Genomic DNA, 23,449 nt, shown 5'->3' with positions numbered 1-23,449 from the left:
TAACTAAACATTATGAGAACCATTAAAGGACCCGCAATATTTTTAGCGCAATTTATAGGTGACCAGGAACCATTTAATAATTTAACATCGATATGCAAATGGGCGAAGGGCCTGGGCTATAAAGGTGTTCAGTTACCTACCAATGACGCACGTTTTATCGACCTTAAAAAAGCTGCTGAAAGCAAAACCTATGCTGATGAAATAAAAGGACAAGTAAATGCTTGCGGTTTAGAAATAACCGAGCTATCTACACATTTACAGGGTCAACTGGTTGCTGTAAATCCCGTTTATGATAGTTTGTTTGATGCATTCGCACCGGATCAATATAAAAATAACCCTTCTGAAAGGCAGAAATGGGCTGTTCAGCAGGTAAAATATGCTGCTAAGGCATCACAGAATCTGGGTTTGAACGCCAGTGTGACTTTTAGCGGTGCTTTACTTTGGCCAATGATGTATCCATGGCCGCAACGCCCCGCCGGCTTGGTCGAAACCGGGTTTGCCGAATTAGCAAAACGATGGACACCTATTCTTAATTATTATGAAGAATGTGGTATCGACCTATGCTATGAAATTCACCCGGGTGAAGACTTGCATGATGGCATTACTTATGAGATGTTTTTAGATCATGTAAAACAGCATCCGAGAGCTTGTTTATTATATGATCCGTCACACTTTGTTTTGCAGTGCCTGGATTACTTGGAATATATTGATAACTATCACGAACGTATCAAAATGTTCCATGTAAAGGATGCAGAATTTAATCCGACAGGGAAACAGGGCGTTTATGGAGGTTACCAGAATTGGGTTGACCGCGCTGGCCGTTTCCGTTCATTGGGTGACGGGCAAGTTGATTTTAAAAGTATCTTCAGTAAACTAACCCAATATGATTATACCGGATGGGCGGTATTGGAATGGGAATGCGCATTGAAGAATTCAGAAGATGGTGCAAGAGAAGGCTCCGAATTTATAAAGAACCATATTATAAGAGTTACCGAAAAAGCTTTTGACGATTTTGCAGCTTCAGGATCTGATGATGCATTTAATCGCAGACTGCTGGGATTGGACTAAGTAATGAGGTTCTTATAGACAATAAGAAACCAATTAAACCTAAATTATAGCTCATGCAGACTATTAACCGTACACAACTTTTTCGGGCAAGTTGCCTGGCGCTTCTTGTTACATCCCTTTCATTTGGCATACGTGCCGGCATCCTTAATCAAATTGGATCGCAATTTAATTTAGATAAAACCGATTTGGCTTCTATAACGGCAACAGCTTTCTGGGGATTTCCTATAGCAGTTGTTATTGGTGGTATGATAGTAGATGTTATTGGCATGAAACGATTGCTGGTAATGGCATTTTTATTTCATTTAACGGGTATTCTTCTTACAGTATTTGCAACAGGATATTGGACTTTATTTATTTCTACTTTACTTATAGGCATTGCTAATGGTACTGTTGAAGCTGCTTGCAATCCTTTGGTAACCACTTTATTTCCAGAGAGCAAAACAACGAAGCTTAATCATTTTCATTTATGGTTTCCAGGTGGAATATTCATTGGTACACTCATTGTATTATTATTTACTAAGCTTAATTTAAGCTGGCAAATACAGGTAGGAGTGATGCTGATTCCGGCTTTAATTTATGGTTACCTGTTTTCAAAGTTAGATTTTCCTGTTACTGAGCGGGTTTCATCTGGTGTTTCCATGGGAGGAATGTATAAAGCAATTGCGTCACCGTTATTCATATTTATGTTTGTTTGCATGTGCGGCACAGCGATAACAGAATTATATACGGAACAATGGGTACCAGTATTGCTGAAGAACATAGGAAATCCAATACTTATTGTTACTGCAACATCGGGTGTAATGGTATTAGGCAGAGGTTTAGCCAAACCCGTTCTTCATCGTTTTCCACCACAAGTAGTATTATTAATGTCGACAACAATTGCTGCCATCGGATTGTATCTATTATACTCCTCTATCGGAAATGTTTTCATTGATGCTATTGTATTTGGAATAGGTGTTTGTTATTTCTGGCCGACTATGCTGGGATTCGTAAACCAAAACCTTCCCAAAACAGGAGCATTAGGACTAAACTTGATGGGAGGGGCTGGTATGTTTGCCGTATCTATTTATACTATCTACATGGGTAAGTATTATGATAGTATTGTTCAGCAAGCCAACGGAGATAGCAGCTTTGCAGGACAGAAAGTTTTATACGTAACACTCTTTATACCTATAGTATTAATAATTGCTTTTGTTGGTCTGGTTTTTTATATGCGGACAAAAAACAAAACACAGCCTTTACAACAGGTAGCAGTGTAAAAAAAATTATAAATTGCGCTTAATTAATTAAGCATAAATAATACAATCGATTCTCATGAAAAAAACATTCATCATCTTCGGCTTAAGTCTGGTAATAGCTGCCTGCGGTAACAATAAATCAGGTAATGGCTCTACTGCCGATAGTACATCAGCAGCCAATAAAACCGCAGTTGCAACAAGTTCAGATGCAGCCCAGGATACAGCAGCAAGTCATAATGGTACAGAAAAAGCGGGTGGAACTCCATCATCTCCAGGTGCGCAACTGATCGCAAGTTCAGATTGCAGCACTTGCCATAAAGAACAGGAAAAATTGGTAGGGCCGGCTTTTGCAGATATAGCGAAAAAATATACCTCTTCAGACGCTGTTATTGATACATTAGCTAGTAAGATTATCAATGGTGGCAGTGGCAACTGGGGCACTGTACCAATGGCCGCACACGCGTCTATTTCTAAGGATGATGCCCGCACAATGGTAAAATATATCTTATCCCTTAAAAAATAGCCTCATCTGTTGATGAGTACAAAGGCAGGTAACCTGACCAGTTACCTGCCTTAAATAAAAATTTCCTTCCATCCTAAATTTAAATTATGACCGCAGGTATCCGAGTTAAATTATCTACCATGATGTTCCTTGAATTTTTTATCTGGGGATCATGGTTTGTGACGATGGGCACATATCTTGCTAACAATCTACACGCAACCGGTTTGCAAAATTCCGGAGCATACGCTACGCAATCCTGGGGAGCTATTATAGCACCTTTTATTATTGGACTGATTGCGGATCGCTATTTTTCTGCTCAGAAGATCTTGGGTATTTTGCATTTAATGGGCGCAGCGTTAATGTGGTATGAATCTACAGCATCAGACTTTTCGCCATTTTATCTGGGAATATTGGCATATATGATAATTTATATGCCTACCCTGGCGCTTGTTAACTCTGTTTCTTTCAAACAGATGAAAAACCCTGATAAAGAATTTCCCAGCATACGGGTTTTCGGAACAATTGGATGGATAGTTGCAGGGTTATTAATTGGCTGGCTGAATTGGGAGCATGCCGGAAAATTATCTCTCACTTTTGAAATGGCAGCTATCGCTTCGCTGATATTAGGTTTGATAAGTTTTACATTACCAAATACGCCACCGGCAAAAAGGGGACAAAAAACAACCCTTGGCGATATTATCGGACTTGACTCGATAGGGCTGCTAAAAAACAAATCATATTTGATATTCTTCCTGGCGTCGGTCGCTATATGCATTCCATTAGCATTTTATTACAACTACACCAATCTCTTTCTAAATCAAATTGGAATGCAAAAAGCTGCAAGCGTACAGTCGTTAGGGCAAGTGTCGGAGTTCCTGTTTATGATTGCAATGCCATTCTTTTTTGTAAGGCTTGGCGTTAAAAAGATGCTGGCCATGGGCATGCTGGCCTGGGCGCTACGTTACTTGTTTTTCGCCTATGGCAATTTAGACAGTAATTATTGGATGTTGATTGGCGGTATTATTCTTCATGGTGTTTGTTATGATTTTTTCTTTGTGACAGGCCAAATCTATACAGACAGACTGGCTGGCGAACGCTTTAAAAGTGCGGCTCAGGGATTTATAACCTTAGCTACCTATGGAGTTGGTATGCTTATCGGATTTTATATCTCAGGATCAATAGTTGATAAGTGGCAGACATCTCCGACTTCACACAATTGGCAGTCCATCTGGCTAATTCCGGGCGGAATAGCTGCTGTAGTATTAGTATTATTTATGTTGCTTTTTACTGATAAAAATCGCACAGAAACACAACCAGGTTTAGATATTGAAGAACCTTCACCAAGCGCAAGATAAATTATAAAACATGGGTAATCAGCAAAACCGCAGGTCGGTAATAAAAAATTTGCTTGCCGGAACGGCGGCAGTAACCGTATCAGGTATGTTATCATCATTTACCAAACCCGAAGACAATGAGCAAGGTTTTGCACCACTTAAAGGCAATATCAATCATTCGGTAAGCCCATGGTGCTACAGCGATTTAACGCTTGACCAACTTTGCGTAGTGGCAAAAGAAATAGGTATCACGGGTGTAGACCTTTGTGGCCCTAAAGACTGGCCTACCCTGCAAAAACGTGGTATGCATTCGCCTATGTGCAATGGTGCCGAGATCAACCTCACTGATGCATTTGGCGATAAGCAATTTCATGCTACGCTTCAGAAAAATTATTCTGAAATGATCCCTCTTGTAGCTAAAAATGGTTACACCAATCTGATCTGCTTTAGCGGAAGTCGCAGAGGCAAGAGTGATGAAGAAGGCTGGAACAATTGCGTAGAAGGTCTTAAACCATTGGTTGCTTTAGCTGAAAAACATAAGGTAGTTTTATGTATGGAGTTGCTGAACAGCAAGATCGACCACAAAGACTATCAGTGTAGTAATGTTGAATGGGGTGTTGAGCTGGCTAAACGCTTAAACTCTGAAAACTTTAAACTGTTGTTTGATATTTATCATATGCAGATAATGGAAGGTGATATCATAAGAAATATAACCGACTATCACCAATACATTGCACATTTCCATACTGGCGGTATTCCGGGCAGGCACGAAATAGACGACACACAGGAACTTTTTTATCCTGCAGTAATGCGTGCAATTGTGGCTACAGGTTTTAAGGGATATGTTGGACAGGAGTTTGTTCCTAAACGTCCGGATAAAATAGCGTCGTTACGTCAGTCTATCCAGATATGTGATGTGTAATTAAACCAAAAATCTATCTAAACAAATATAATATGACTACGAGAAGAACATTTTTAACCCAGGCGGGATTAGCCACAGCAGGTGTATTGTTAGCACCACAATTGCTTAAGGCAGCAACTGCTCATACGCCGGGTTTACAGCTATACTCATTACGCGATCAATTACCAAAAGATGTAAAAGGTGTAATTGGCAAAGTCGCAAAAGCAGGCTATAAAGAAGTTGAAACCTTTGGCTATGATGCAAAAAATGGTTATTGGGGCTTGCAATCAAAGGACTTTAGTAAGTTATTAAAAGATAACGGTCTGACCACTCCAAGCGGTCACTATGGTATCGACTCATTTTTTGGCAAAGGTGACACTGAAGATCTGAAACGTTATATCGAGGTGGCCAATACTATTGGTCAGAGCTATGTGGTTATTCCATCCTTAAACGGTGAGTTTATCAAAACGGTTGATGAGTGCAAAGCTGTTGCAGAGAAAATGAACAAGGCTGCAGACATATGCAAAGCATCTGGATTGAAATTAGGTTATCACAATCATAATTTTGAATGGAAACCCCTTGGTGGAGGAGCTACTTTTTATGATACTATATTAAAAGAAACCGACCCTAAATTGGTACATATGGAAATGGATATTTTCTGGGTAGTACGCGCTGGACAAGATCCAATAAAAATATTTGCGGCGCACCCGGGGCGTTTTGCATTGGTTCACGTAAAGGACAGGGATAAAACTAAGCCTGACATTAATACCGAGATAGGTAAAGGAAGTATAGACTTTAAGACGATTATTCCTAAAGCGCGGGCTGCAGGTGTTAAGCATTTCATAATGGAGCAGGAAAACTACACCAATATTGATCCTTACGTAAGCATCACTGAGAGCTGCAACTATATGAAAAACACCTTACATGTTTAGTAACTGATTTTTAAACCAAATTAATTAAAGATGAAATTAACGTTCATATTAACCGCACTGTTAGCAGGAAGCACGGTTATGGCTTTTGCACAAACTAAACCAGAGGAAACCGAAACCTGGGAACCAATACCCAAAGTTGTTACGCCGGGTGCTACTTTCAAGGATGCACCATCTGACGCTATTGTTTTATTTGATGGTAAAAATCTGGATGAGTGGGTTCAGAATAATGACGGTTCACCGGCAAAATGGGACGTTGCTGATGGTATTATCACAGTAAATAAGAAATATGGCAATATTGAAACCAAACGTAAATTCAACAGCTATCAGTTACACATAGAATGGCGTGTGCCTGCTAATATTACCGGTACAGGACAAGCACGTGGCAACAGCGGTATATTTTTAGCTTCAATAGGCAAAGGTGATGCTGGTTACGAATTACAGGTTTTAGATTCGTATGAAAATAAAACATATGTGAACGGTATGGCGGGCAGTCTTTACAAACAGGCTATCCCATTAGCTAATCCGGGCAGAAAACCTGGCGAATGGCAAACCTATGATGTGATCTGGAATGCTCCTGTATTCAACGAGGACGGTTCCGTGAAAACTCCAGCACATGCAACTGTATTCTTTAATGGAGTATTGGTTGAAAATAACTTTGAGCTAAGGGGCCCGACACTATACATCGGTACTCCATCTTATAAAACAGCAACACATGGCCCATCTCCGATAAAATTACAAGCTCATGGTGATAAAAGCGAACCGCTTAGCTATCGTAATATCTGGGTAAGGGAACTTTAATTCTCAATAAGGAAATTAATAAAAGAGGTTGTAACTTGAATAGGGACAGCCTCTTTTATATTTGTTAATAAATGGAAAACCAAAGCAAAAACTAAATCTATGAATAAGGTAATCAAGACATTATTAGGGGTAATCCTCATAGTTCAGGGTACATTAATAAAAGCAAATGCAACACCACCGCAGCAACAGTATTATGAATTGAAAGTCTATCACGTAAAAACTCAAAATCAGCAGGATAGGCTTGATAAATATTTGAAGGATGCTTATATGCCCGCATTACACAAAAAAGGGTTGGGTAATGTAGGTGTTTTTAAAACTCTTGAACAGGACACGGATAAACGTGTCTATGTTGTGGCTGCATTTACCAGCCTGGCACAAATAGAAAAAATAGAGACCGGTCTGATGCAGGATAAAGAATATTTGGATGCAGGTAAAGATTATCTGGATGCCGCGTATAATGAGCAACCCTATACACGTATGGAAACCATTGTATTGAAGGCATTTCCAAAATGGCCTGTATATACTGTTCCGCAGTTAACAGCCAATAAAGCCGACCGTATTTATGAATTACGCAGCTACGAAAGCCCTACAGAGAAATTGAATATTAACAAAGTAAAAATGTTCAATGATGGTGGTGAAACCGTGTTGTTTAACAGGCTTAAATTTAATGCTGTATTTTATGCCGAAGTGTTAGCTGGCAGTCACATGCCTAACCTGATGTACATGACAACTTTCGAAAATAAAGCAGATAGAGATAAACATTGGGAAACTTTTTCTAATGACCCTGAATGGAAAACTCTGGTGGCAAAACCTGAATACCAGCACAATGTATCAAAGGCTGATATTATCTTTCTGCATCCTGCTGAATATTCTGATTTTTAATAAGAATGTTATGAATGAAGCCTGAGAAACGCGAATATGATGCAGTAGTAGTAGGCTCAGGTCCGAATGGGCTTGCGGCTGCTATCCTGATGCAGCAAAACGGGCTTTCGGTTTTATTGATAGAAGGTAAAGAGACGATAGGCGGGGGAATGCGTTCAGTAGAACTCACACTTCCCGGCTATCTTCATGATATTTGTTCCGCTATTCATCCTTTAGCAGTTGCCTCTCCTTTTTTTGAAACACTTCCGCTTGCCAAACACGGACTGGAATATATTTATCCGGAAATAGCTGCTGCACACCCATTTGATGATGGTACTGCAGCAGTTTTAAATCATTCAGTTACTGATACCGCTGCGACTTTTGGAATTGACAGGCAGGCGTATATTGATCTGATGCAACCGGTTGTAAATGCCTGGCCTGGTATCGCGCCGGATGTATTGGGACCGCTTCATTTTCCAAAGCATCCGATAGACATGGCTGGGTTTGGGTTAAAAGCATTAAGATCTGTTGTTTCCGTTGCTGCTCGATTTAAAACAGAACAACCGAAAGGCCTTTTTGGCGGAATGGCTGCTCATGGTATGCAGCCATTGTCCAACTTAAGTTCAGCAGCCACAGCGCTGGTGTTATTATCTGCAGGCCATTTAAAAGGATGGCCAATACCAAAAGGTGGTTCACAGCAAATAGCGAATGCTTTAGCATCATACTTTATTTCGCTTGGTGGGAAGATAGAAACCAATACTTATATCCAATCATTGGACCAGTTACCATCATCAAATGCAGTGTTATTTGACGTAACGCCGAAACAGCTTTTACAGATAGCAGGTCACCGTTTTTCAACTATTTATAAATGGCAGTTAGAACGGTATCGCTATGGCATGGGCATTTTTAAAATGGATTGGGCATTGGACGGACCGATACCTTTTGCAAATGATGATTGTAGACGTGCCGGTACAGTACACATAGGCAATACACTATCAGAAATTGCAACCTCCGAGCAATTAACCTGGGATGGCAGACACCCTGAAAAACCTTTTGTTTTGCTGGCCCAGCAAAGTCTTTTTGATGCCTCAAGAGCACCTTCTGGTAAACACACCGCATGGGCGTATTGCCATGTTCCTAATGGTTCAACTGTAGATATGACTGAAGCCATTGAAAAACAGATTGAACGTTTTGCCCCCGGTTTCAGAGATCGAATATTGGCAAAGCATGTCATGAACTCAACCCAAATAGAAGAGTACAATCCCAACTATATCGGTGGTGATATCAACGGTGGCGCATTTGATCTGGGCCAATTATTCACACGGCCAGCTTTGCGATGGTCGCCCTACGGAACATCAGCGAAAGGGTTATATATCTGCTCGTCCTCCACGCCTCCCGGAGGTGGTGTGCATGGCATGTGCGGATATCATGCGGCTAAACGTGCGCTGAAAGATGTTTTTGGTATCAGCGTTAAGCCTTTGCAATAAATTATTTCACTTCCATCACTTTTGACCTCTGCGATATCCCATTTTCGTTAAAAGATTCTATCTGGAAATAATAAGGCAGACTTTTCTCCATTCCGTTAAAGAAATATTCGTTTTTGCCATAAATCATGATGTTGCTGTATAGTTTATCAGGAGCTATACCCATATAAATGGTATACCCGATGGCATTATCAACAGGTTGCCATCTGATCCACGAATTTCTCCGCTCAGCATCACCGCGAAGCACCATAAAATCTTTAACCGCATCTGGTTTTGCCCCGGCACCTTTGCCAAATACCCTGAAGCCGGATAAAGCAAATTTTCCTGTTGGCATGTGGACGTTCACGATCTTTAAATAGCGAGCTTTTATCGGTGTCTTCAGGTCGATATAATCATGCGGTACATCTGTTTTATTTTGGCTCTTATCAACCAAAACCTTCCAGTTTTTGCCATCCAATGAAGTATAAATGATATACTGTGTATAAACACCGGATGATTTACCCAGGAACTCAGCGTCCTGGTCAGCATAATTTATCTGTATGGCATTTACGGTGCCAGCCTCTCCTAAATCAGTTTTCAACCACTCGCCCTTATTGGCTGTTTTTGCACACCAATAAGTTTTGATGTCTTCATCCACTGCGTAATTAGGTTCAAAGCCGCCAAGTGTAGAGGATACTTCAACAGGCTTGTTATAATTCAATATCATCCACCCAGTAAAATTACTTTTCAGGTGATCTTCCTTACCGGTCGGTAAATATTGCGGGTAATCACCATAAGCGGTATTGCAATAAAGCACGCCGTCGTTATCAAAGCCCGCGGGCCAAAAACCGATGCGTCGTTCAAAATTATTTTTGACATTAACCACCATGGTCGAGATGTGCCAGTAATTACCAAATTTATCCGCCCAGGTAGCTCCATGCCCCGCACCTTTGACAAAACCTCCCGGTTTGTAAGAAAATGGATTATGTTTTTGATAAGTAAATGGTCCCAATGGCTTATCTCCTACAAAAACACCATCTGCATATCCACGGCCCTCTGTTCCTGATCCTCCGAATTGCAGATAATATTTGCCATCGTGCTTGTTCATCCATGATCCTTCCATAAACCCGCCTAAAAACACATTGTCGTTATTTTCGCCGAAACGTTCCCAGCCATGTTCAGTATAATCCAAGTGAAGCGTCTCTACTTTTGGGCCGATGGGTTCAAATGTTTTCCGGTCAATTTCTTGTCCGTATAATGGCAATGTATTGCTCGATCCGTGATAGATATAAACCCTACCGTCATCATCAGCAAACATCCCCGGGTCCCATGCACCTACTTTAAAATAATCTTTAGCAGGCTTCCATTCGTTTTTAGTCGGATTGGTGCTCATCCACAAAGTGAAATCTTTATTATAGGTCGATCCGATAACCAATAAGGTATCACCCAAAACCAATGTTGCCGGTGCGCATAACTCATCCCCCTGGTTCTCATTATAAGGCCTCAAAAACCTGCGAGAAACGAAGTGCCAGTTCAGCATATCGTCGCTATACCAATAACCAAACTGATTGGTTGAGAACAGGTAATATTTTCCTTTAAATAAAGTCACGGTAGGGTCAGCAGTGGCTCTGTGCTTACCCCATTTTGAAAAGTCCTTGAATGGTGTATAACCATAATCCAGGTTAAGCGGGTTACAGTAAGTAAGTCGTTTTTGCTGAGCTTCTGCCCGTACAAAAAAGCAAATAAATGAGATCAGTAATAAATGATTGGCCAGTCTTTTCATCAAGAATAAAATATACAGGTTTATGTAGGGGAAATATTGGGCTAATATAAGCGGTTTAACAGGTTAAAGTGATTATAAATTATAATTCTCTATTAGACTTACGAAGTTTTTAAACTTCGTAAGTCTTTCGCTATCTGTCCATTATCATAAAATCTGTCCGGTATCGATCACTTTTTTAAAAATTAAAACTTGTAATTAATTGATTTTTAAATAATTGAGTTTGGTATCAGGCTTGCCAAGTATTTATACAAAAATACCTGACATGGATATCGAAATTACAGAGGAAGTAATACAGCAAAAACGCAAAAAAGGGGTCGTTATTGGACTAATAGCCGTGGCTATTTTGATACTATGCATAGTGCTGATCAGGACCTGGCTAAAGTCTTCAGTAAATAATTCAGAGATAACTACAGCTAAGGTACAAATAGGCAATGTGGAGAATACCCTGAATGCTACAGGCGAGGTATTGCCCGAATTTGAAGAGGTGATCACCAGCCCGATTAATGCATCTATCAAAAATGTGGTAACTGACGCCGGAGGAAAAGTAAAGGCCGGACAATCGATTCTAACACTGGATAAATCAGCTGCTGAGAATGATTATGCCAAGCTGAAATTTCAACTGGAAACCAAAAAGAACGAGATCAGCAAATTAAAACTCGACCTGGATAAAAGCTACTTCGATATACAATCAAACAATGATATTAAACAATTACGCATTGGCAACCTGACTGGCGCTGTTGAGAACGCCAAAAGACTATATAAAGCAGGAGGTGGTACACGAGAAGATATCGAGCAGGCTGAGCTAAACCTGAAAGTAGCACAACTGGAAAAGAAGCAGATAGAGAACGAGATCAAAAGCAAGCAGAAAACCATGCAGATAGAAGAAAAGGAAGCAGAAATTGCGGCTGCAATACAACAAAATGATCTTAACGAACTGCAACGTAAATTGAACCTGGCTAATGTGGTAGCCACTCGAACCGGCGTGGTAACTTATGTAAATAAAAATATTGGCGCTAATATAAAAGAAGGCGAAATACTTGCCCGCATTGCTGACTTGAGCAGTTTTAAAGTGACAGGAAGCCTTTCTGACAATTATATTGATCAGCTACATAATGGTATGCCGGTTATTATACGCTTTAATGATACTCAATTGCGGGGTAATGTATCAAACGTCTATCCTTCTGTGCAGAACGGCATCATCACTTTTGATATCGAACTAGAAGAACGCAACAACAAGCAGCTACGCCCTAATATGAAAGTGGATGTTTACCTGGTTACTGCGGTACATAACAAAGTATTGCGGGTGGCTAACGGTCCGGCATTTAAAGGCGCAAGCCCGATGGATGTTTTTGTGCTTAGCAATGGTAAAGCCGAAAAGCGCAGTGTACATACCGGTCTTAGCAATTTCGATTTTATCGAATTAAAAGATGGTATTGAAGAAGGCGATGTGGTGATTACATCGGACATGAGCGAGTTTAAGAATTCAAAGGAATTGACAGTGAAGGGGGAGTGATCAGTTGATTATGTTGGATTGAGTTGATTAAGTGAATAGTTAAATCACGATAATCCTTAAATCCTGAAAATCAAGGTTCAGACAAAAAAGATTCAGACAAAATGAAATACATATACCTCATATTATTCTTACTTTACAGCACTACAGCATTTTGCTCAGGCGGTCCTGATACGATCAGGCTTTCCTTGCGGGATGTGGTTGAACTGGCCAAGGGTAATTCTATCGCTGCAAAGCAGGCAGTTACCACCCGTGAGACCAAATACTGGCTATGGCGCACGTATAAATCTAACTATCAGCCGCAGTTATCATTAAGCGGTAATTTGCCTGGCTACAGCAAAACGAGTACACAGGTAATTCAGCCTGATGGAACGATCTTATTCCAGCCGATACATAATGATAACTCGCAACTGACACTTAATTTCAGCCAGAGTATCACGGCTACAGGAGCCACTATTTATGGTGAAAGCCAGTTACAGCGGTTTGACGATTTCGACAGGAATAATGTGTTATACAATGGCGTTCCGTATGCAATTGGGATAAGTCAGCCGCTGGGACAATATAATAGCCTGAAATGGGACAAGAAGATACAGCCTTTATTATATAACGAAAGTAAACAGGCTTATATAGAAGCACAGGAACAAATATCGATCACGGTAACGGGCTATTTCTTTGATCTGCTGCTGGCACAGGTAAACTTGCAAATTGCGCAGACGAACTATACCAATACCGAAAATATCCTGAAGATCGCAAAAACTAAATTTGAACTCGGAAAAATAACAAGAAATGAAATTTTACAGCTTCAGCTGGAATTGCTGAACTCGAAAAAAGCGGTGGGTATTGCCAGGCGTGATATGGAAATTTCCACATTAACCCTGCGTAGCTATATTAGCAGGGAAGGAGACGACCGTATTGCGCTTGTAGTGCCCGAAACCATCAGTGATATGAACGTTTCATCAGACAAAGTTTTAGCCGAGGCTTATTCAAACAGATCTGATGCCATTGCATTTATTCGTCGTATTGCCGAAGCCAAACGTGATGTTGCAGTGGCTAAGGGACAAACAGGATTAACCGCCTCATTAACTGCTAATCTGGGTTTTTCAAACAGCGCCACTAATATTCCGGATGTGTACCGTTCGCCACAAAATCAGCAACTTGTACAATTGACATTTTCCATACCTGTGTTGGATTGGGGCAGATCAAAATCAAAAATAAAGACCGCTGAAGCTAACGAGCAATTTACACAATACGCAGTTGAGCAGGATAAGCAAACCTTTAAGCAGCAGATAGTAACACAGGTAACGCTATTTAACCAGATGAAGGAGCAGGTAGGCCTTACCGCTCAGGCTGACAGTATTGCGGGTGAAAAGTATAAAATAGCCAAGGAGCGCTATGTTTTAGGTAACCTGAGTATAACTGACTTAAGCATCGCTTTCCAGGAGAATGACCAGGCTAAAAGGGATTACGTGGCAGCGTTGCGCGATTTCTGGGGGGCATATTACCAATTACGTTACCTGTCCCTGTTCGACTTTGAAAAAAATGAAAAAATAGCTTATAAATAAAATCAAATAACCATAAACCAATATGATACGTTTACAAAACATTGAAAAAGTTTACCGTACCGATACGGTTGAAACACTGGCGCTTAATAAAGTTAGCATCGAAGTAGCAAAAGGCGAATTTTTATCCATTATGGGGCCATCAGGCTGTGGCAAAAGCACATTGCTTAACATAATGGGTCTGCTGGATGAACCATCAAAAGGAGATATCCGGATAGATCAGCAAAAGACCGATAACTTGTCCGACAAGCAACTGGCACATTTTCGCAATAAAAAGATCGGCTTTATTTTCCAGAGCTACCACCTGATCAATGACCTGCAGGTATTGGATAATGTAGAATTGCCTCTGCTTTATCGCTCAACTACAGCCAAAGAAAGAAAGCAATTGGCCACTGAAGCATTGGCGAAAGTAGGATTAGCAAATCGGATTAAACATTTCCCTTCACAGCTTTCAGGTGGACAAAAGCAGCGTGTTGCTATAGCCCGTGCCATAGTTGGTCGACCAGAAATTATTCTGGCGGATGAGCCCACCGGTAACCTGGATAGCGCCATGGGTAATGAGATCATGGATATCCTCCTTCAATTGAATAAAAACGACGGCACAACCATCGTAATGGTAACGCATGATGAAAACATGGCGCACAAAACCCATCGTTTGGTACGTCTGTTTGATGGTTCCCAGGTTCAATAATCACTATTAAGATTTAAGATCATGCTTAAAAATTATTTTAAAATAGCCATCGCGGTTTTAAGGCGAAGAAAGTTCTTCACTTTTATCAGCCTGTTTGGTATCAGCTTTACGTTAACTATTCTGCTTGTTTTAACAGCCTTTATAGATAAAGTGGTAGGCGACAATTATCCTGATAAGAAAAGGAATAGGTCACTATATATTTCAAAAATATCACAAACGGGCAAAGAGAGTATGTCATCAAGCCCTCCATCTTTTTATTTTTTAGATCATTACGCAAGGAGTTTAAAAACGCCTGTTGCGATAGCTATTTCTTCGGGCTTTAGCGGTACTAATACTTATGTGAACAACAAAAAGATCGCCGTCAATTATAAATTTACTAATGCTGAGTATTGGGATATATTGGAATATGATTTCCTGGAAGGCAAAGCTTTTAATAAGCAGCAGGTTACCAATGCTGAGAAAGTAGCAGTTATTTCTGCAGATATGAAAAAGGAATATTTCGGCGATGCTACAAGTGTAGTTGGTCAATATATCGAGGCTGATAATGTAAAATACCGGGTAATAGGCGTGGTGCAAAATGTACCGATAACCAGTTATATGACCTATAGCGATATCTACCTGCCTTATACAGTGGCTAAAGACGGCGCCTATAAAACCAACAAGGGTTATCAGGCAAACTATTATGGCATCCTACTGGCCAATTCTACCGCTGATGTAGATAAGATGCACAATGAATATGAGCAGATGATAAAAAGACTACCTCCCGAACAGAAAATGTTTACTCACGTGTTTAGTCATGCAGATAGCTATGTTAGAGCCTATGTAGATTCTGGTGATGAGAACCATTCGGGAACATTCATCGTGATAACAGCTATAACTATTTTTGTGTTCATATTGATGATACTACCAACTTTAAACCTGGTGAATATCAATATTACACGTATCATGGAACGGTCGTCAGAGATCGGGGTACGTAAGGCGTTTGGTGCGTCATCAAGTACATTAGTTTACCAGTTTATTGTCGAAAATATCATACTCACTTTATTGGGTGGATTGATCGGGATCATATTATCCTTCATCGTATTACAAGTATTAAATAGCGCCCACTTAATTGCTAACCTGGAACTCAGTATCAATTTCAGCGTGCTATTTATCGGGCTGTTGGTTTGTTTAGTTTTTGGCTTGGTGTCTGGTGTTTACCCAGCGTGGCGCATGTCTAAACTGAACGTGGTAACCGCCTTAAAAGCGCAATAAACTGATGTTAAATTATTAAAATTAAAATATTATGTTCAAGCATTTATTTAAACTGATCTGGAATAAAAAGAAACAAAATTTTTTATTGATGTCCGAGATGTTTGTCTCATTCCTGGTCATCTTCGCGGTGTTTACGCTGATGGTATATTATTACAACAATTATAAAAAACCTATCGGATTAGATTATCAAAATTTGTGGGTGGTTAATTATAATAACACCTATCAAACCCATAATACTGATTCGCTCAATATCTATTATCAAAACCTAACGCAAACCATTAAATCCTTGCCACAGGTAAAAGAGGTTAGTTATTGCAGCGATAATGTTCCTTTCTCACAAAATCAATGGACCGGCGATGTGCATTATAAAAATGCCAGTCCCAATGCAGATAATTATACAGTAGATGATAACTACAGGAATACATTAAATATGCACCTATTAGAGGGCAGATGGTTTAACAAAGCTGATGCTGTTGCCAAAACCCAACCGGTAATTATTAATGATGACCTGAAAGAAAAGTTATTTGGTAACGAAGAAGCTATTGGCAAGTTTGTAGGTTCTGAAGCTGGTAAAAATGATTTTCGGGTGATCGGAGTGGTGCAAGGCTTAAAAGCTAAGGGCGATTATTCACCAGCCAAAGCTGCAATTTATAAAAGAACTGATACAGGCTCGCATCGCTGGCTGGGTAAAATTATGATCAAAGTTACTCCCGATGCTGATGCGGCATTTGAAGGACGCTTAGATAAAATGCTGTCCAATTATATGAAAAAATCCAACATCGAAATAGAGCATATGCCTAATAAACTGAAGAGTACCAATCTTTTCAGCATAGTCCCAATGATTGTGACACTGATCGTAGCTTGTTTCCTGGTAATCAATGTAGCTCTTGGGCTATTTGGCGTGTTATGGTATAATATCAATAAAAGGAGGGGCGAGATCGGCTTGCGCCGGGCCATTGGAGCTTCAGGAAAATCAGTATCATCACAATTAGTTTCCGAGTCGCTTATACTGGCAACATTATCATTAATACTAGGCACGTTCTTCGCTGTGCAATTTCCGCTATTAAATGTATTCAACCTGCAGGCGAGTATTTATATAGTGGCGATGATCCTGTCGATCATCTTTATTTATTTGCTGGTATTTGTTTGCTCGTTATATCCAGGCAAACAGGCGGCTGCTATTTTACCGGCTGTGGCTTTACATGAAGACTAAATAAAAAGCAATTCCCTCTTTCCGCGCAGCGGAGAGAGGGTCGACAAGCGTAGCGATGTCGGGGTGAGTTAACACGATTTGCTTATACTTGCATACTATAACTATGATACTAATAATTGACGACGATATTGCTGTACGCACCTCATTACTCCTGCTCTTTAAAAGCGAAGGCTATGAGGCTGAGGGGACAGCCATGCCCGGCGAAGCATTGGGGACCATCAAAAAGAAAGTCCCCGAATTGATCATCCTCGATCTTAATTTTTCTATTGATACATCCGGACAAGAGGGGTTGACCTTATTAAGCAGTATCAAAAAGATCAGCACAACTGTCCCGATCATACTGATCACCGGTTGGGGAAGTATAGAATTGGCGGTCAAAGGCATGAAGCTGGGTGCAAATGATTTCATCAACAAGCCCTGGAGTAACGATCATATACTGCAATCGGTTAAAACGCTGATAGACCTGCAGGATAAAAAGGCAGAGCATCGTACTCGCAAACAGTTAGATAGTAAATATAATTTCCAGCATATCATTGGCGAAGACCCCAAAATGCTGGATATATTGGAAACCATTGGCCGTGTTGCTGGGACGGATGCATCAGTGTTAGTGATGGGTGAAAGCGGTACAGGTAAAGAATTGATCGCGGAGGCCATACATCATAATAGTTTACGGCGTAATAAACCGTTCATCAAAGTAAATCTGGGCGGTATCTCTACTTCTTTATTTGAGAGTGAAATGTTCGGGCATGTGCGCGGGGCATTTACGGATGCTCGTTTTGACAGGATAGGCCGTTTCGAGATGGCTAATAAAGGCACGATCTTTTTGGATGAAATAGGCGACCTGGACGCCAGCAGTCAGGTGAAGTTATTACGTGTATTACAGGATCGTACCTATGAAGTATTAGGTAACAGCCGTACCAAAACTGTGGATGTTCGGATAGTATGTGCTACTAATAAAGATCTTAACGAGATGGTAAGCCGGACAATCTTTAGGGAGGACCTGTTGTACCGCATCAACCTCATTACTGTTTATTTACCCGCTTTACGCGAAAGGCCAAAGGATATTCCATTGCTTGTCAATTTCTTTATTAATAATCTCAAAGAGATATATAATCGCCCATCATTATCAGTAGCAAACAGTGCGATGAAATGGTTGCAGGGATTGCCTTTGCCCGGCAATATCCGTCAACTGAAAAATCTGGTGGAGCGATCTATTCTGGTCAGCAAAAAAGATGTATTAGATGTAGATGATTTTCGGTCACAGTTAGAATTATCCCCGGTAAAAAAAGGTAATTTGCAATTGCCGGGAGTTGGTGCAATTACGCTGGAAGAAATGGAGGTCGAGATGATTAAACGGGCACTTGACTATCATAAAAATAAAATAGCAAGAGCTGCGAAATCGTTGGGCCTTACACGCAGCGCATTATACCGGCGATTGGATAAATACCAGATACCTTACGATGAAGCTGAGGACTAAATATTTACTCTTTGTCATCATCCTGCACCTCATAGCATTGGTGCTTACCTGGTTTATCTTTGCGCAAAAAAGGATCTACTTCATAGTTTCGGAGGTATTTATTATCATTTCCATTATCATTGCATGGAATTTATACCTGCAACTGATAAGGCCATTAAAATCTTTGATGCAAGGTGTGGATGCCATAAAAGACCGTGATTTTAATGTGAAATTTCTGCCCACAGGAAAATATGAGATTGATCAGCTGATAGGCGTATATAATCAAATGATCGACCATCTGCGCACCGAACGTACTTTACAGGAAGAACAACATTTTTTTCTTGAAAAACTGATCTATACATCACCTACCGGGATCATTATATTGGATTATGATGGGAATATCAAACAGATCAATCCTAAGGCAATGCAGATTTTATCAATTAACGAAGAGGAACTGATCAATCGCTCTATTAATGATCTGCCCGATGCTTTTATTAAGCATATAAAAGAGCTGCATTCTGGTGAAACAAAAACCATCAAACTCGGAGGGGCCACAACTTACAAGTTACAAAGAGCACAATTTATCGACCAAGGTTTTTCGCGTGATTTTATCATGATAGAAGAACTAACCGCTGAGATACTGGCGGCTGAAAAAAATGTATATGGCAAAGTGATCCGCATGATGGCACATGAAGTAAATAATACCATTGGTCCGGTAAATTCCATTATCCAATCAGCCTTAAAAACCAATAATTTGTGGGAAGGTCACCATTCTGACTCATTAAAAGATGCTATGCAAGTGGCGCTTGATCGTAACCAGAACCTCAACCTGTTCATGCGCAACTTTGCCGACCTGGTAAAACTGCCCGCGGCGAATAAAAAGCGCATTGACCTTAACCAATTACTCATTTCGGTTTCCAGGTTAATGCAAATCAAAGCGTCTGAAAAAGATATCAAACTGGAACTGGAAATTACTGATGAGCCATTCTATGTTTCTGCAGATGAACAGCAAATGGATCAGGCATTGATCAATATAGTAAAAAATGCAATTGAAGCTGTCGAGCAAAAAGGCAGTGTTAAATTCACCACCAATATAAGATCAAGACAACTTGTGATCACAGATAATGGCAAAGGCATCACCATTGAACAAAGCGAACAGCTATTTACACCATTCTACACCACCAAAAAAGATGGGCAGGGTATTGGGCTTACTTTGGTGCGCGAAATACTGGTAAATCACGGTTTTGAGTTTTCCTTAAAGACAATAAAAGAGAAGCAAACCGAATTTACCATCGTCTTTAAATAAGCTGCAAAAAATACTGATTTAGCAGGCAGATTTTTTTTAACTTGGTATCGTAACAAGCCCAACACTTGTGACTAAATCTCCAATATGAAAAAACAACTGCTGGTTTTGTTTTTATTTCTGCTATGCTTTCAAACAGGCTTTCCACAAAAACAAGATAATCAGTTCCAGGTCAGGGGTTTCCATTTAGATCTCAGGATACAGGTAATGCCAATGCCGGCTTTAAAGGCATTCGCGAAAAAGTTGAGCGATGACGGCATCAACACACTTATTATGGAGTGGGAGGGAACTTACCCTTTCGAAAAGCACCCGCTAATTCCGAATCGCTATGCCTATACCAAAGCAGAGATCGTTGATTTTGTGAAATATTGCAACGATTTAGGCATCGATGTGATCCCTTTACAACAAAGTTTCGGACATGTGGAATATATCCTACGTAATGAAAAGTATAAGGAATTAAGGGAAGATCAAAAAGATTATTCGCAGGTTTGCCCGCTGCAAACCAAACAAGATAGCGCCCTTTTTAGCGATCTGTATACCGAGTTGGCATCAACCCATACTTCAAAATATATTCATATTGGTGGTGATGAAACCTATTTGCTTGGTCATGATGAACGATGCAAAGCAAAAGTGGCAAAAGAAGGGAAATCGAAATTATATATTGATTATATCAGGATGCTGTGCAACATCGTGATCAAGCTGGGTAAAACACCGGTTTTGTGGGCCGATATTGCTCTTAAATACCCCGATGCAATCAATCTGCTTCCAAAAGGCACGGTATTGGTCGATTGGAATTATGGCTGGGATATGAACAATTTTGGTGAGCATCAAAAGTTAGTTCGGAGCGGTTATGAGATATGGGGAGCACCGGCCTTGCGATCACATCCTGATAATTACTTTTTAACCCAGTGGGAGAAACATTTTAACAATATTCACAACTTTGTTCCGAAGTCCAGGGAGTTGGGGTACAAAGGAATTGTAATGACCTCATGGTCTACTTCGGGAGCTTATTCATCAGTTTTTGAGACGGACGAAAATATAACCGATTTGTATGCGATAAGGCATGTATACCCGATCAGTGGTTTTAACATACTTTTAGCCGCTTATACAGAAAGCATAAAATCACCAAAACCACTCGATATAAATGGTTTTATAAAAGGCTATTGCAAAAAACAATTCGGGTTTGACGAAAACCAATCTTTGGTATTTTGGAAAGCATTGAAAACTGCGCCGTATCAAATAAGGCAAGGCGAAGTGGTATCGCCACAACCGATTTCGATAAAACAAGTATTGGATAGTACGATACAGGCAGCAAAAACTTTAAGTTCACTTAATCCGACAAAAAACCAGCAGGAATTTGAACATTATCGTTTAATGACTGATATTCGGATACATTATCTGCAATATGAGGAAATTGAAAAGACTGCTAATTCTGCATCTTTTGATACCCATGAGATACCGGCGATCCTTACGCAATTAGAGGGTCTAATGTCAATTGGTAATGAATTGAATAAAAGGTTTATCGACCTGAACAAAGATTACCTTTACCCGGCAGAATTAGCACAGGAGAACGAACTAAGAAATGTTAAGGTACGTTTGCTATATCAGCGTTTGTCCCGCAAAAGATAGATCATGCAACTAAAGATATTTAACGGACAGATCATTACTCCTAACGGGATTTTAAAAAACGGAACTGTACTTGTTGAAGATGGCAAGGTCATCGAAATAAGCAGTTCAAATATCGATGCTCCCGGTGCATTAGAAATAGATGCAAAAGGTAAATATGTATCACCTGGTTTTATCGATATCCATATACATGGAGGGGGTGGGCATGATTTTATGGACAACACCATTGAGGCCTTCCTCGGAGTAGCTCAACTACATGCCAAATACGGTACGACCGCCATGCTGCCGACAACTTTAAGTTGTGAAAAAGCTGATCTGTTAGAAACACTTCGCATTTATGATGAAGCGGATAAATTGAATACAAATGGGTCGCAATTTATAGGCATCCATATCGAAGGGCCTTATTTTGCCATGAACCAGCGCGGTGCACAGGATCCACGATATATTCGTGATCCTGATCCCAATGAATACAAAGAAATATTATCAGCCTCAAAAGCTATTAAAAGATGGAGTGCAGCACCTGAGTTAAAAGGAGCAATTGAATTTGGTCGTGAGATGGTATCTCATGGGATTTTACCTGCTATTGCCCATACCGACGCAGTTTATGGAGACGTAATAGAGGCTTTCAATAATGGTTATACCTTAGCCACACATTTTTATTCGGCAATGTCGGGTGTTACAAGGCGTAATGCTTTTCGTTATGCAGGTGTTGTTGAAAGTGCTTACCTGATCGATGATATGGATGTGGAAATCATTGCAGATGGAGTGCATTTACCAGCGCCATTACTCAGATTGATTTATAAAATAAAAGGCCCGCAACGTACAGCTTTGATTACTGATGCTATGCGTGCCGCCGGTATGCCACCTGGAGAAAGTATTCTCGGCAGCAAAAAAGATGGCACTAAAGTAATAGTGGAGGATGGTGTTGCGAAAATGCCTGATCGTAATTCCTTCGCGGGAAGTGTAGCCACATTTGATCGTTTGGTGCGCAATATGATCAAGCTGGCGGAGGTGCCCCTGATCGAAGCCATCCGCATGGCAACGGAGACTCCAGCCCGGATTATGGGTATTAACAATAGAAAAGGAATGTTAACAATTGGCAGGGATGCAGACATTGTAATATTTGATGAAAATATCCATATTGCCGCCACCATTATAAATGGTAAAATAGTATATACAAATTCATGATAAAAGAGTTAAAGACTGATAATTTAGACTTAAAAATATATCTGGATAGAGTGAGCATGGGGGCTGCAGCTGCAGCTATGGTTGCTGAGCGAATAACTCAGCTGCTGACAGAACAAGAATTTGTTAATATAATATTTGCATCTGCACCTTCACAAAATGAGTTCTTAGCCTCTTTAATTGAGCAAAAAGATATTGAATGGGCACGGATTAACGCCTTCCATATGGATGAATACATTGGATTGCCGGAAAATGCGCCTGAAAAGTTCGGTTCTTTTTTAAAAGAAAAGATATTTGGCCGCGTTCCATTCAGATCATTGAATTATATCAACGGTAACGCTCCCGATGCATTGGCAGAATGTGGTCATTATGCGGAACTGTTGCTTCAATACCCGCCGGATATAGTGTGCTTAGGAATTGGCGAGAACGGGCATGTCGCCTTTAATGATCCGCATGTGGCTGACCTCAATGATCCGCTGGAAGTAAAAATAGTTGATCTTGATTTTGAATGCAGGCAGCAGCAGGTAAGCGATGGCTGTTTTAAAAATCTGAAAGATGTGCCATCGCATGCAATTACGCTAACCGTTCCTGCATTGATGGCAGGCAGATATATCTATGGCATTGTGCCCGGTAAAAATAAAGCAAGGGCAGTTTATCACACTTTGTATGATAAGATCAATGAACAATGTCCTGCATCAGCACTGCGAAGGCACCCACAGGCTGTTTTATTCCTGGATGACGGTAGTAGCGCATTGGTAAAATATTAAATCAA

20 protein-coding genes are annotated in these 23,449 nt (G+C 40.3%); 19 read left to right on the top strand and 1 reads right to left on the bottom strand.

Annotation, left to right across the window (positions count from 1 at the left end; translation table 11 throughout):
- Positions 1-12 precede the first annotated feature (12 nt).
- From ACPPVU_RS18545 to ACPPVU_RS18505, 9 genes are all read left to right on the top strand, one after another.
- Positions 13-1,068, top strand: a complete 1,056-nt coding sequence (locus tag ACPPVU_RS18545; RefSeq protein ID WP_426668094.1) for a sugar phosphate isomerase/epimerase family protein — start codon at positions 13-15, stop codon at positions 1,066-1,068.
- Between the two features lie 53 nt (positions 1,069-1,121).
- Complete coding sequence (locus tag ACPPVU_RS18540) at positions 1,122-2,327, top strand: MFS transporter (protein WP_426668092.1); 1,206 nt, start codon at positions 1,122-1,124, stop codon at positions 2,325-2,327.
- Positions 2,328-2,382: 55 nt separating this feature from the next.
- Entirely contained in the window at positions 2,383-2,829 is a 447-nt protein-coding gene (locus ACPPVU_RS18535) for a c-type cytochrome (RefSeq protein WP_426668091.1), read from the top strand.
- An 86-nt stretch (positions 2,830-2,915) separates the two neighbouring features.
- Positions 2,916-4,163, top strand: a complete 1,248-nt coding sequence (locus ACPPVU_RS18530; protein ID WP_426668090.1) for a nucleoside permease — start codon at positions 2,916-2,918, stop codon at positions 4,161-4,163.
- 10 nt (positions 4,164-4,173) lie between these two features.
- On the top strand, positions 4,174-5,064 hold the full coding sequence (locus tag ACPPVU_RS18525; protein ID WP_426668089.1) for a hydroxypyruvate isomerase family protein: 891 nt from the start codon (positions 4,174-4,176) through the stop codon (positions 5,062-5,064).
- 32 nt (positions 5,065-5,096) lie between these two features.
- Positions 5,097-5,975, top strand: coding sequence for a sugar phosphate isomerase/epimerase family protein (locus ACPPVU_RS18520; RefSeq protein WP_426668088.1), 879 nt, complete (start codon positions 5,097-5,099; stop codon positions 5,973-5,975).
- Between the two features lie 30 nt (positions 5,976-6,005).
- A complete protein-coding gene (locus ACPPVU_RS18515) occupies positions 6,006-6,773 on the top strand; it encodes a 3-keto-disaccharide hydrolase (RefSeq protein WP_426668087.1) in 768 nt (255 codons plus the stop codon).
- Positions 6,774-6,872: 99 nt separating this feature from the next.
- Entirely contained in the window at positions 6,873-7,655 is a 783-nt protein-coding gene (locus ACPPVU_RS18510; RefSeq protein WP_426668086.1) for an NIPSNAP family protein, read from the top strand.
- 14 nt (positions 7,656-7,669) lie between these two features.
- On the top strand, positions 7,670-9,121 hold the full coding sequence (locus ACPPVU_RS18505; RefSeq protein WP_426668085.1) for a phytoene desaturase family protein: 1,452 nt from the start codon (positions 7,670-7,672) through the stop codon (positions 9,119-9,121).
- Position 9,122: 1 nt separating this feature from the next.
- Here ACPPVU_RS18505 and ACPPVU_RS18500 read toward each other — a convergent pair whose 3' ends face one another.
- A complete protein-coding gene (locus ACPPVU_RS18500; RefSeq protein ID WP_426668083.1) occupies positions 9,123-10,880 on the bottom strand; it encodes a family 43 glycosylhydrolase in 1,758 nt (585 codons plus the stop codon).
- 262 nt (positions 10,881-11,142) lie between these two features.
- Between ACPPVU_RS18500 and ACPPVU_RS18495 the strand changes: the two genes are divergently transcribed.
- The 10 genes from ACPPVU_RS18495 to ACPPVU_RS18450 all read left to right on the top strand — a co-directional run bounded on the left by ACPPVU_RS18495 (position 11,143) and on the right by ACPPVU_RS18450 (position 23,444).
- Positions 11,143-12,393 (top strand): efflux RND transporter periplasmic adaptor subunit, encoded by a 1,251-nt coding sequence (locus tag ACPPVU_RS18495; protein ID WP_426668081.1) that lies wholly within the window; start codon positions 11,143-11,145, stop codon positions 12,391-12,393.
- A gap of 101 nt (positions 12,394-12,494) precedes the next feature.
- Positions 12,495-13,952: a TolC family protein gene (locus ACPPVU_RS18490; RefSeq protein ID WP_426668080.1), complete on the top strand. Its 1,458-nt coding sequence runs from the start codon at positions 12,495-12,497 to the stop codon at positions 13,950-13,952.
- Between the two features lie 22 nt (positions 13,953-13,974).
- Complete coding sequence (locus ACPPVU_RS18485; RefSeq protein ID WP_426668078.1) at positions 13,975-14,640, top strand: ABC transporter ATP-binding protein; 666 nt, start codon at positions 13,975-13,977, stop codon at positions 14,638-14,640.
- Positions 14,641-14,661: 21 nt separating this feature from the next.
- A complete protein-coding gene (locus ACPPVU_RS18480) occupies positions 14,662-15,894 on the top strand; it encodes an ABC transporter permease (RefSeq protein WP_426668076.1) in 1,233 nt (410 codons plus the stop codon).
- A 31-nt stretch (positions 15,895-15,925) separates the two neighbouring features.
- Positions 15,926-17,107: an ABC transporter permease gene (locus ACPPVU_RS18475; RefSeq protein ID WP_426668075.1), complete on the top strand. Its 1,182-nt coding sequence runs from the start codon at positions 15,926-15,928 to the stop codon at positions 17,105-17,107.
- A gap of 103 nt (positions 17,108-17,210) precedes the next feature.
- The gene (locus tag ACPPVU_RS18470; RefSeq protein WP_426668073.1) at positions 17,211-18,584 is read left to right on the top strand and encodes a sigma-54-dependent transcriptional regulator; all 1,374 of its coding nucleotides are present in this window, start codon (positions 17,211-17,213) and stop codon (positions 18,582-18,584) included.
- On the top strand, positions 18,568-19,869 hold the full coding sequence (locus ACPPVU_RS18465; protein WP_426668071.1) for a sensor histidine kinase: 1,302 nt from the start codon (positions 18,568-18,570) through the stop codon (positions 19,867-19,869). The genes ACPPVU_RS18470 and ACPPVU_RS18465 overlap by 17 nt, the downstream gene beginning before the upstream one ends.
- An 84-nt stretch (positions 19,870-19,953) precedes the next feature.
- Positions 19,954-21,495, top strand: coding sequence for a beta-N-acetylhexosaminidase (locus tag ACPPVU_RS18460; protein WP_426668069.1), 1,542 nt, complete (start codon positions 19,954-19,956; stop codon positions 21,493-21,495).
- A gap of 3 nt (positions 21,496-21,498) precedes the next feature.
- Positions 21,499-22,680, top strand: coding sequence for an N-acetylglucosamine-6-phosphate deacetylase (gene nagA, locus ACPPVU_RS18455; RefSeq protein ID WP_426668068.1), 1,182 nt, complete (start codon positions 21,499-21,501; stop codon positions 22,678-22,680).
- Positions 22,677-23,444, top strand: coding sequence for a glucosamine-6-phosphate deaminase (locus ACPPVU_RS18450; protein WP_426668067.1), 768 nt, complete (start codon positions 22,677-22,679; stop codon positions 23,442-23,444). Before nagA ends, ACPPVU_RS18450 begins: the two co-directional genes overlap by 4 nt.
- Positions 23,445-23,449 lie beyond the last annotated feature (5 nt).

Origin of the sequence: Mucilaginibacter sp. McL0603 (assembly GCF_049992945.1) — a bacterium.
Taxonomy (GTDB): domain Bacteria; phylum Bacteroidota; class Bacteroidia; order Sphingobacteriales; family Sphingobacteriaceae; genus Mucilaginibacter.
Note: the sequence above shows the minus strand (reverse complement) of the source record. Positions and strands in the feature narration are given on the sequence as shown.

Coding starts and splice junctions, on each gene's coding strand:
- ACPPVU_RS18545 (WP_426668094.1), top strand. CDS start 13: ATGAGAACCATTAAAGGACCCGCAATATTTTTAGCGCAATTTATAGGT.
- ACPPVU_RS18540 (WP_426668092.1), top strand. CDS start 1,122: ATGCAGACTATTAACCGTACACAACTTTTTCGGGCAAGTTGCCTGGCG.
- ACPPVU_RS18535 (WP_426668091.1), top strand. CDS start 2,383: ATGAAAAAAACATTCATCATCTTCGGCTTAAGTCTGGTAATAGCTGCC.
- ACPPVU_RS18530 (WP_426668090.1), top strand. CDS start 2,916: ATGACCGCAGGTATCCGAGTTAAATTATCTACCATGATGTTCCTTGAA.
- ACPPVU_RS18525 (WP_426668089.1), top strand. CDS start 4,174: ATGGGTAATCAGCAAAACCGCAGGTCGGTAATAAAAAATTTGCTTGCC.
- ACPPVU_RS18520 (WP_426668088.1), top strand. CDS start 5,097: ATGACTACGAGAAGAACATTTTTAACCCAGGCGGGATTAGCCACAGCA.
- ACPPVU_RS18515 (WP_426668087.1), top strand. CDS start 6,006: ATGAAATTAACGTTCATATTAACCGCACTGTTAGCAGGAAGCACGGTT.
- ACPPVU_RS18510 (WP_426668086.1), top strand. CDS start 6,873: ATGAATAAGGTAATCAAGACATTATTAGGGGTAATCCTCATAGTTCAG.
- ACPPVU_RS18505 (WP_426668085.1), top strand. CDS start 7,670: ATGAAGCCTGAGAAACGCGAATATGATGCAGTAGTAGTAGGCTCAGGT.
- ACPPVU_RS18500 (WP_426668083.1), bottom strand. CDS start 10,880: ATGAAAAGACTGGCCAATCATTTATTACTGATCTCATTTATTTGCTTT.
- ACPPVU_RS18495 (WP_426668081.1), top strand. CDS start 11,143: ATGGATATCGAAATTACAGAGGAAGTAATACAGCAAAAACGCAAAAAA.
- ACPPVU_RS18490 (WP_426668080.1), top strand. CDS start 12,495: ATGAAATACATATACCTCATATTATTCTTACTTTACAGCACTACAGCA.
- ACPPVU_RS18485 (WP_426668078.1), top strand. CDS start 13,975: ATGATACGTTTACAAAACATTGAAAAAGTTTACCGTACCGATACGGTT.
- ACPPVU_RS18480 (WP_426668076.1), top strand. CDS start 14,662: ATGCTTAAAAATTATTTTAAAATAGCCATCGCGGTTTTAAGGCGAAGA.
- ACPPVU_RS18475 (WP_426668075.1), top strand. CDS start 15,926: ATGTTCAAGCATTTATTTAAACTGATCTGGAATAAAAAGAAACAAAAT.
- ACPPVU_RS18470 (WP_426668073.1), top strand. CDS start 17,211: ATGATACTAATAATTGACGACGATATTGCTGTACGCACCTCATTACTC.
- ACPPVU_RS18465 (WP_426668071.1), top strand. CDS start 18,568: ATGAAGCTGAGGACTAAATATTTACTCTTTGTCATCATCCTGCACCTC.
- ACPPVU_RS18460 (WP_426668069.1), top strand. CDS start 19,954: ATGAAAAAACAACTGCTGGTTTTGTTTTTATTTCTGCTATGCTTTCAA.
- nagA (WP_426668068.1), top strand. CDS start 21,499: ATGCAACTAAAGATATTTAACGGACAGATCATTACTCCTAACGGGATT.
- ACPPVU_RS18450 (WP_426668067.1), top strand. CDS start 22,677: ATGATAAAAGAGTTAAAGACTGATAATTTAGACTTAAAAATATATCTG.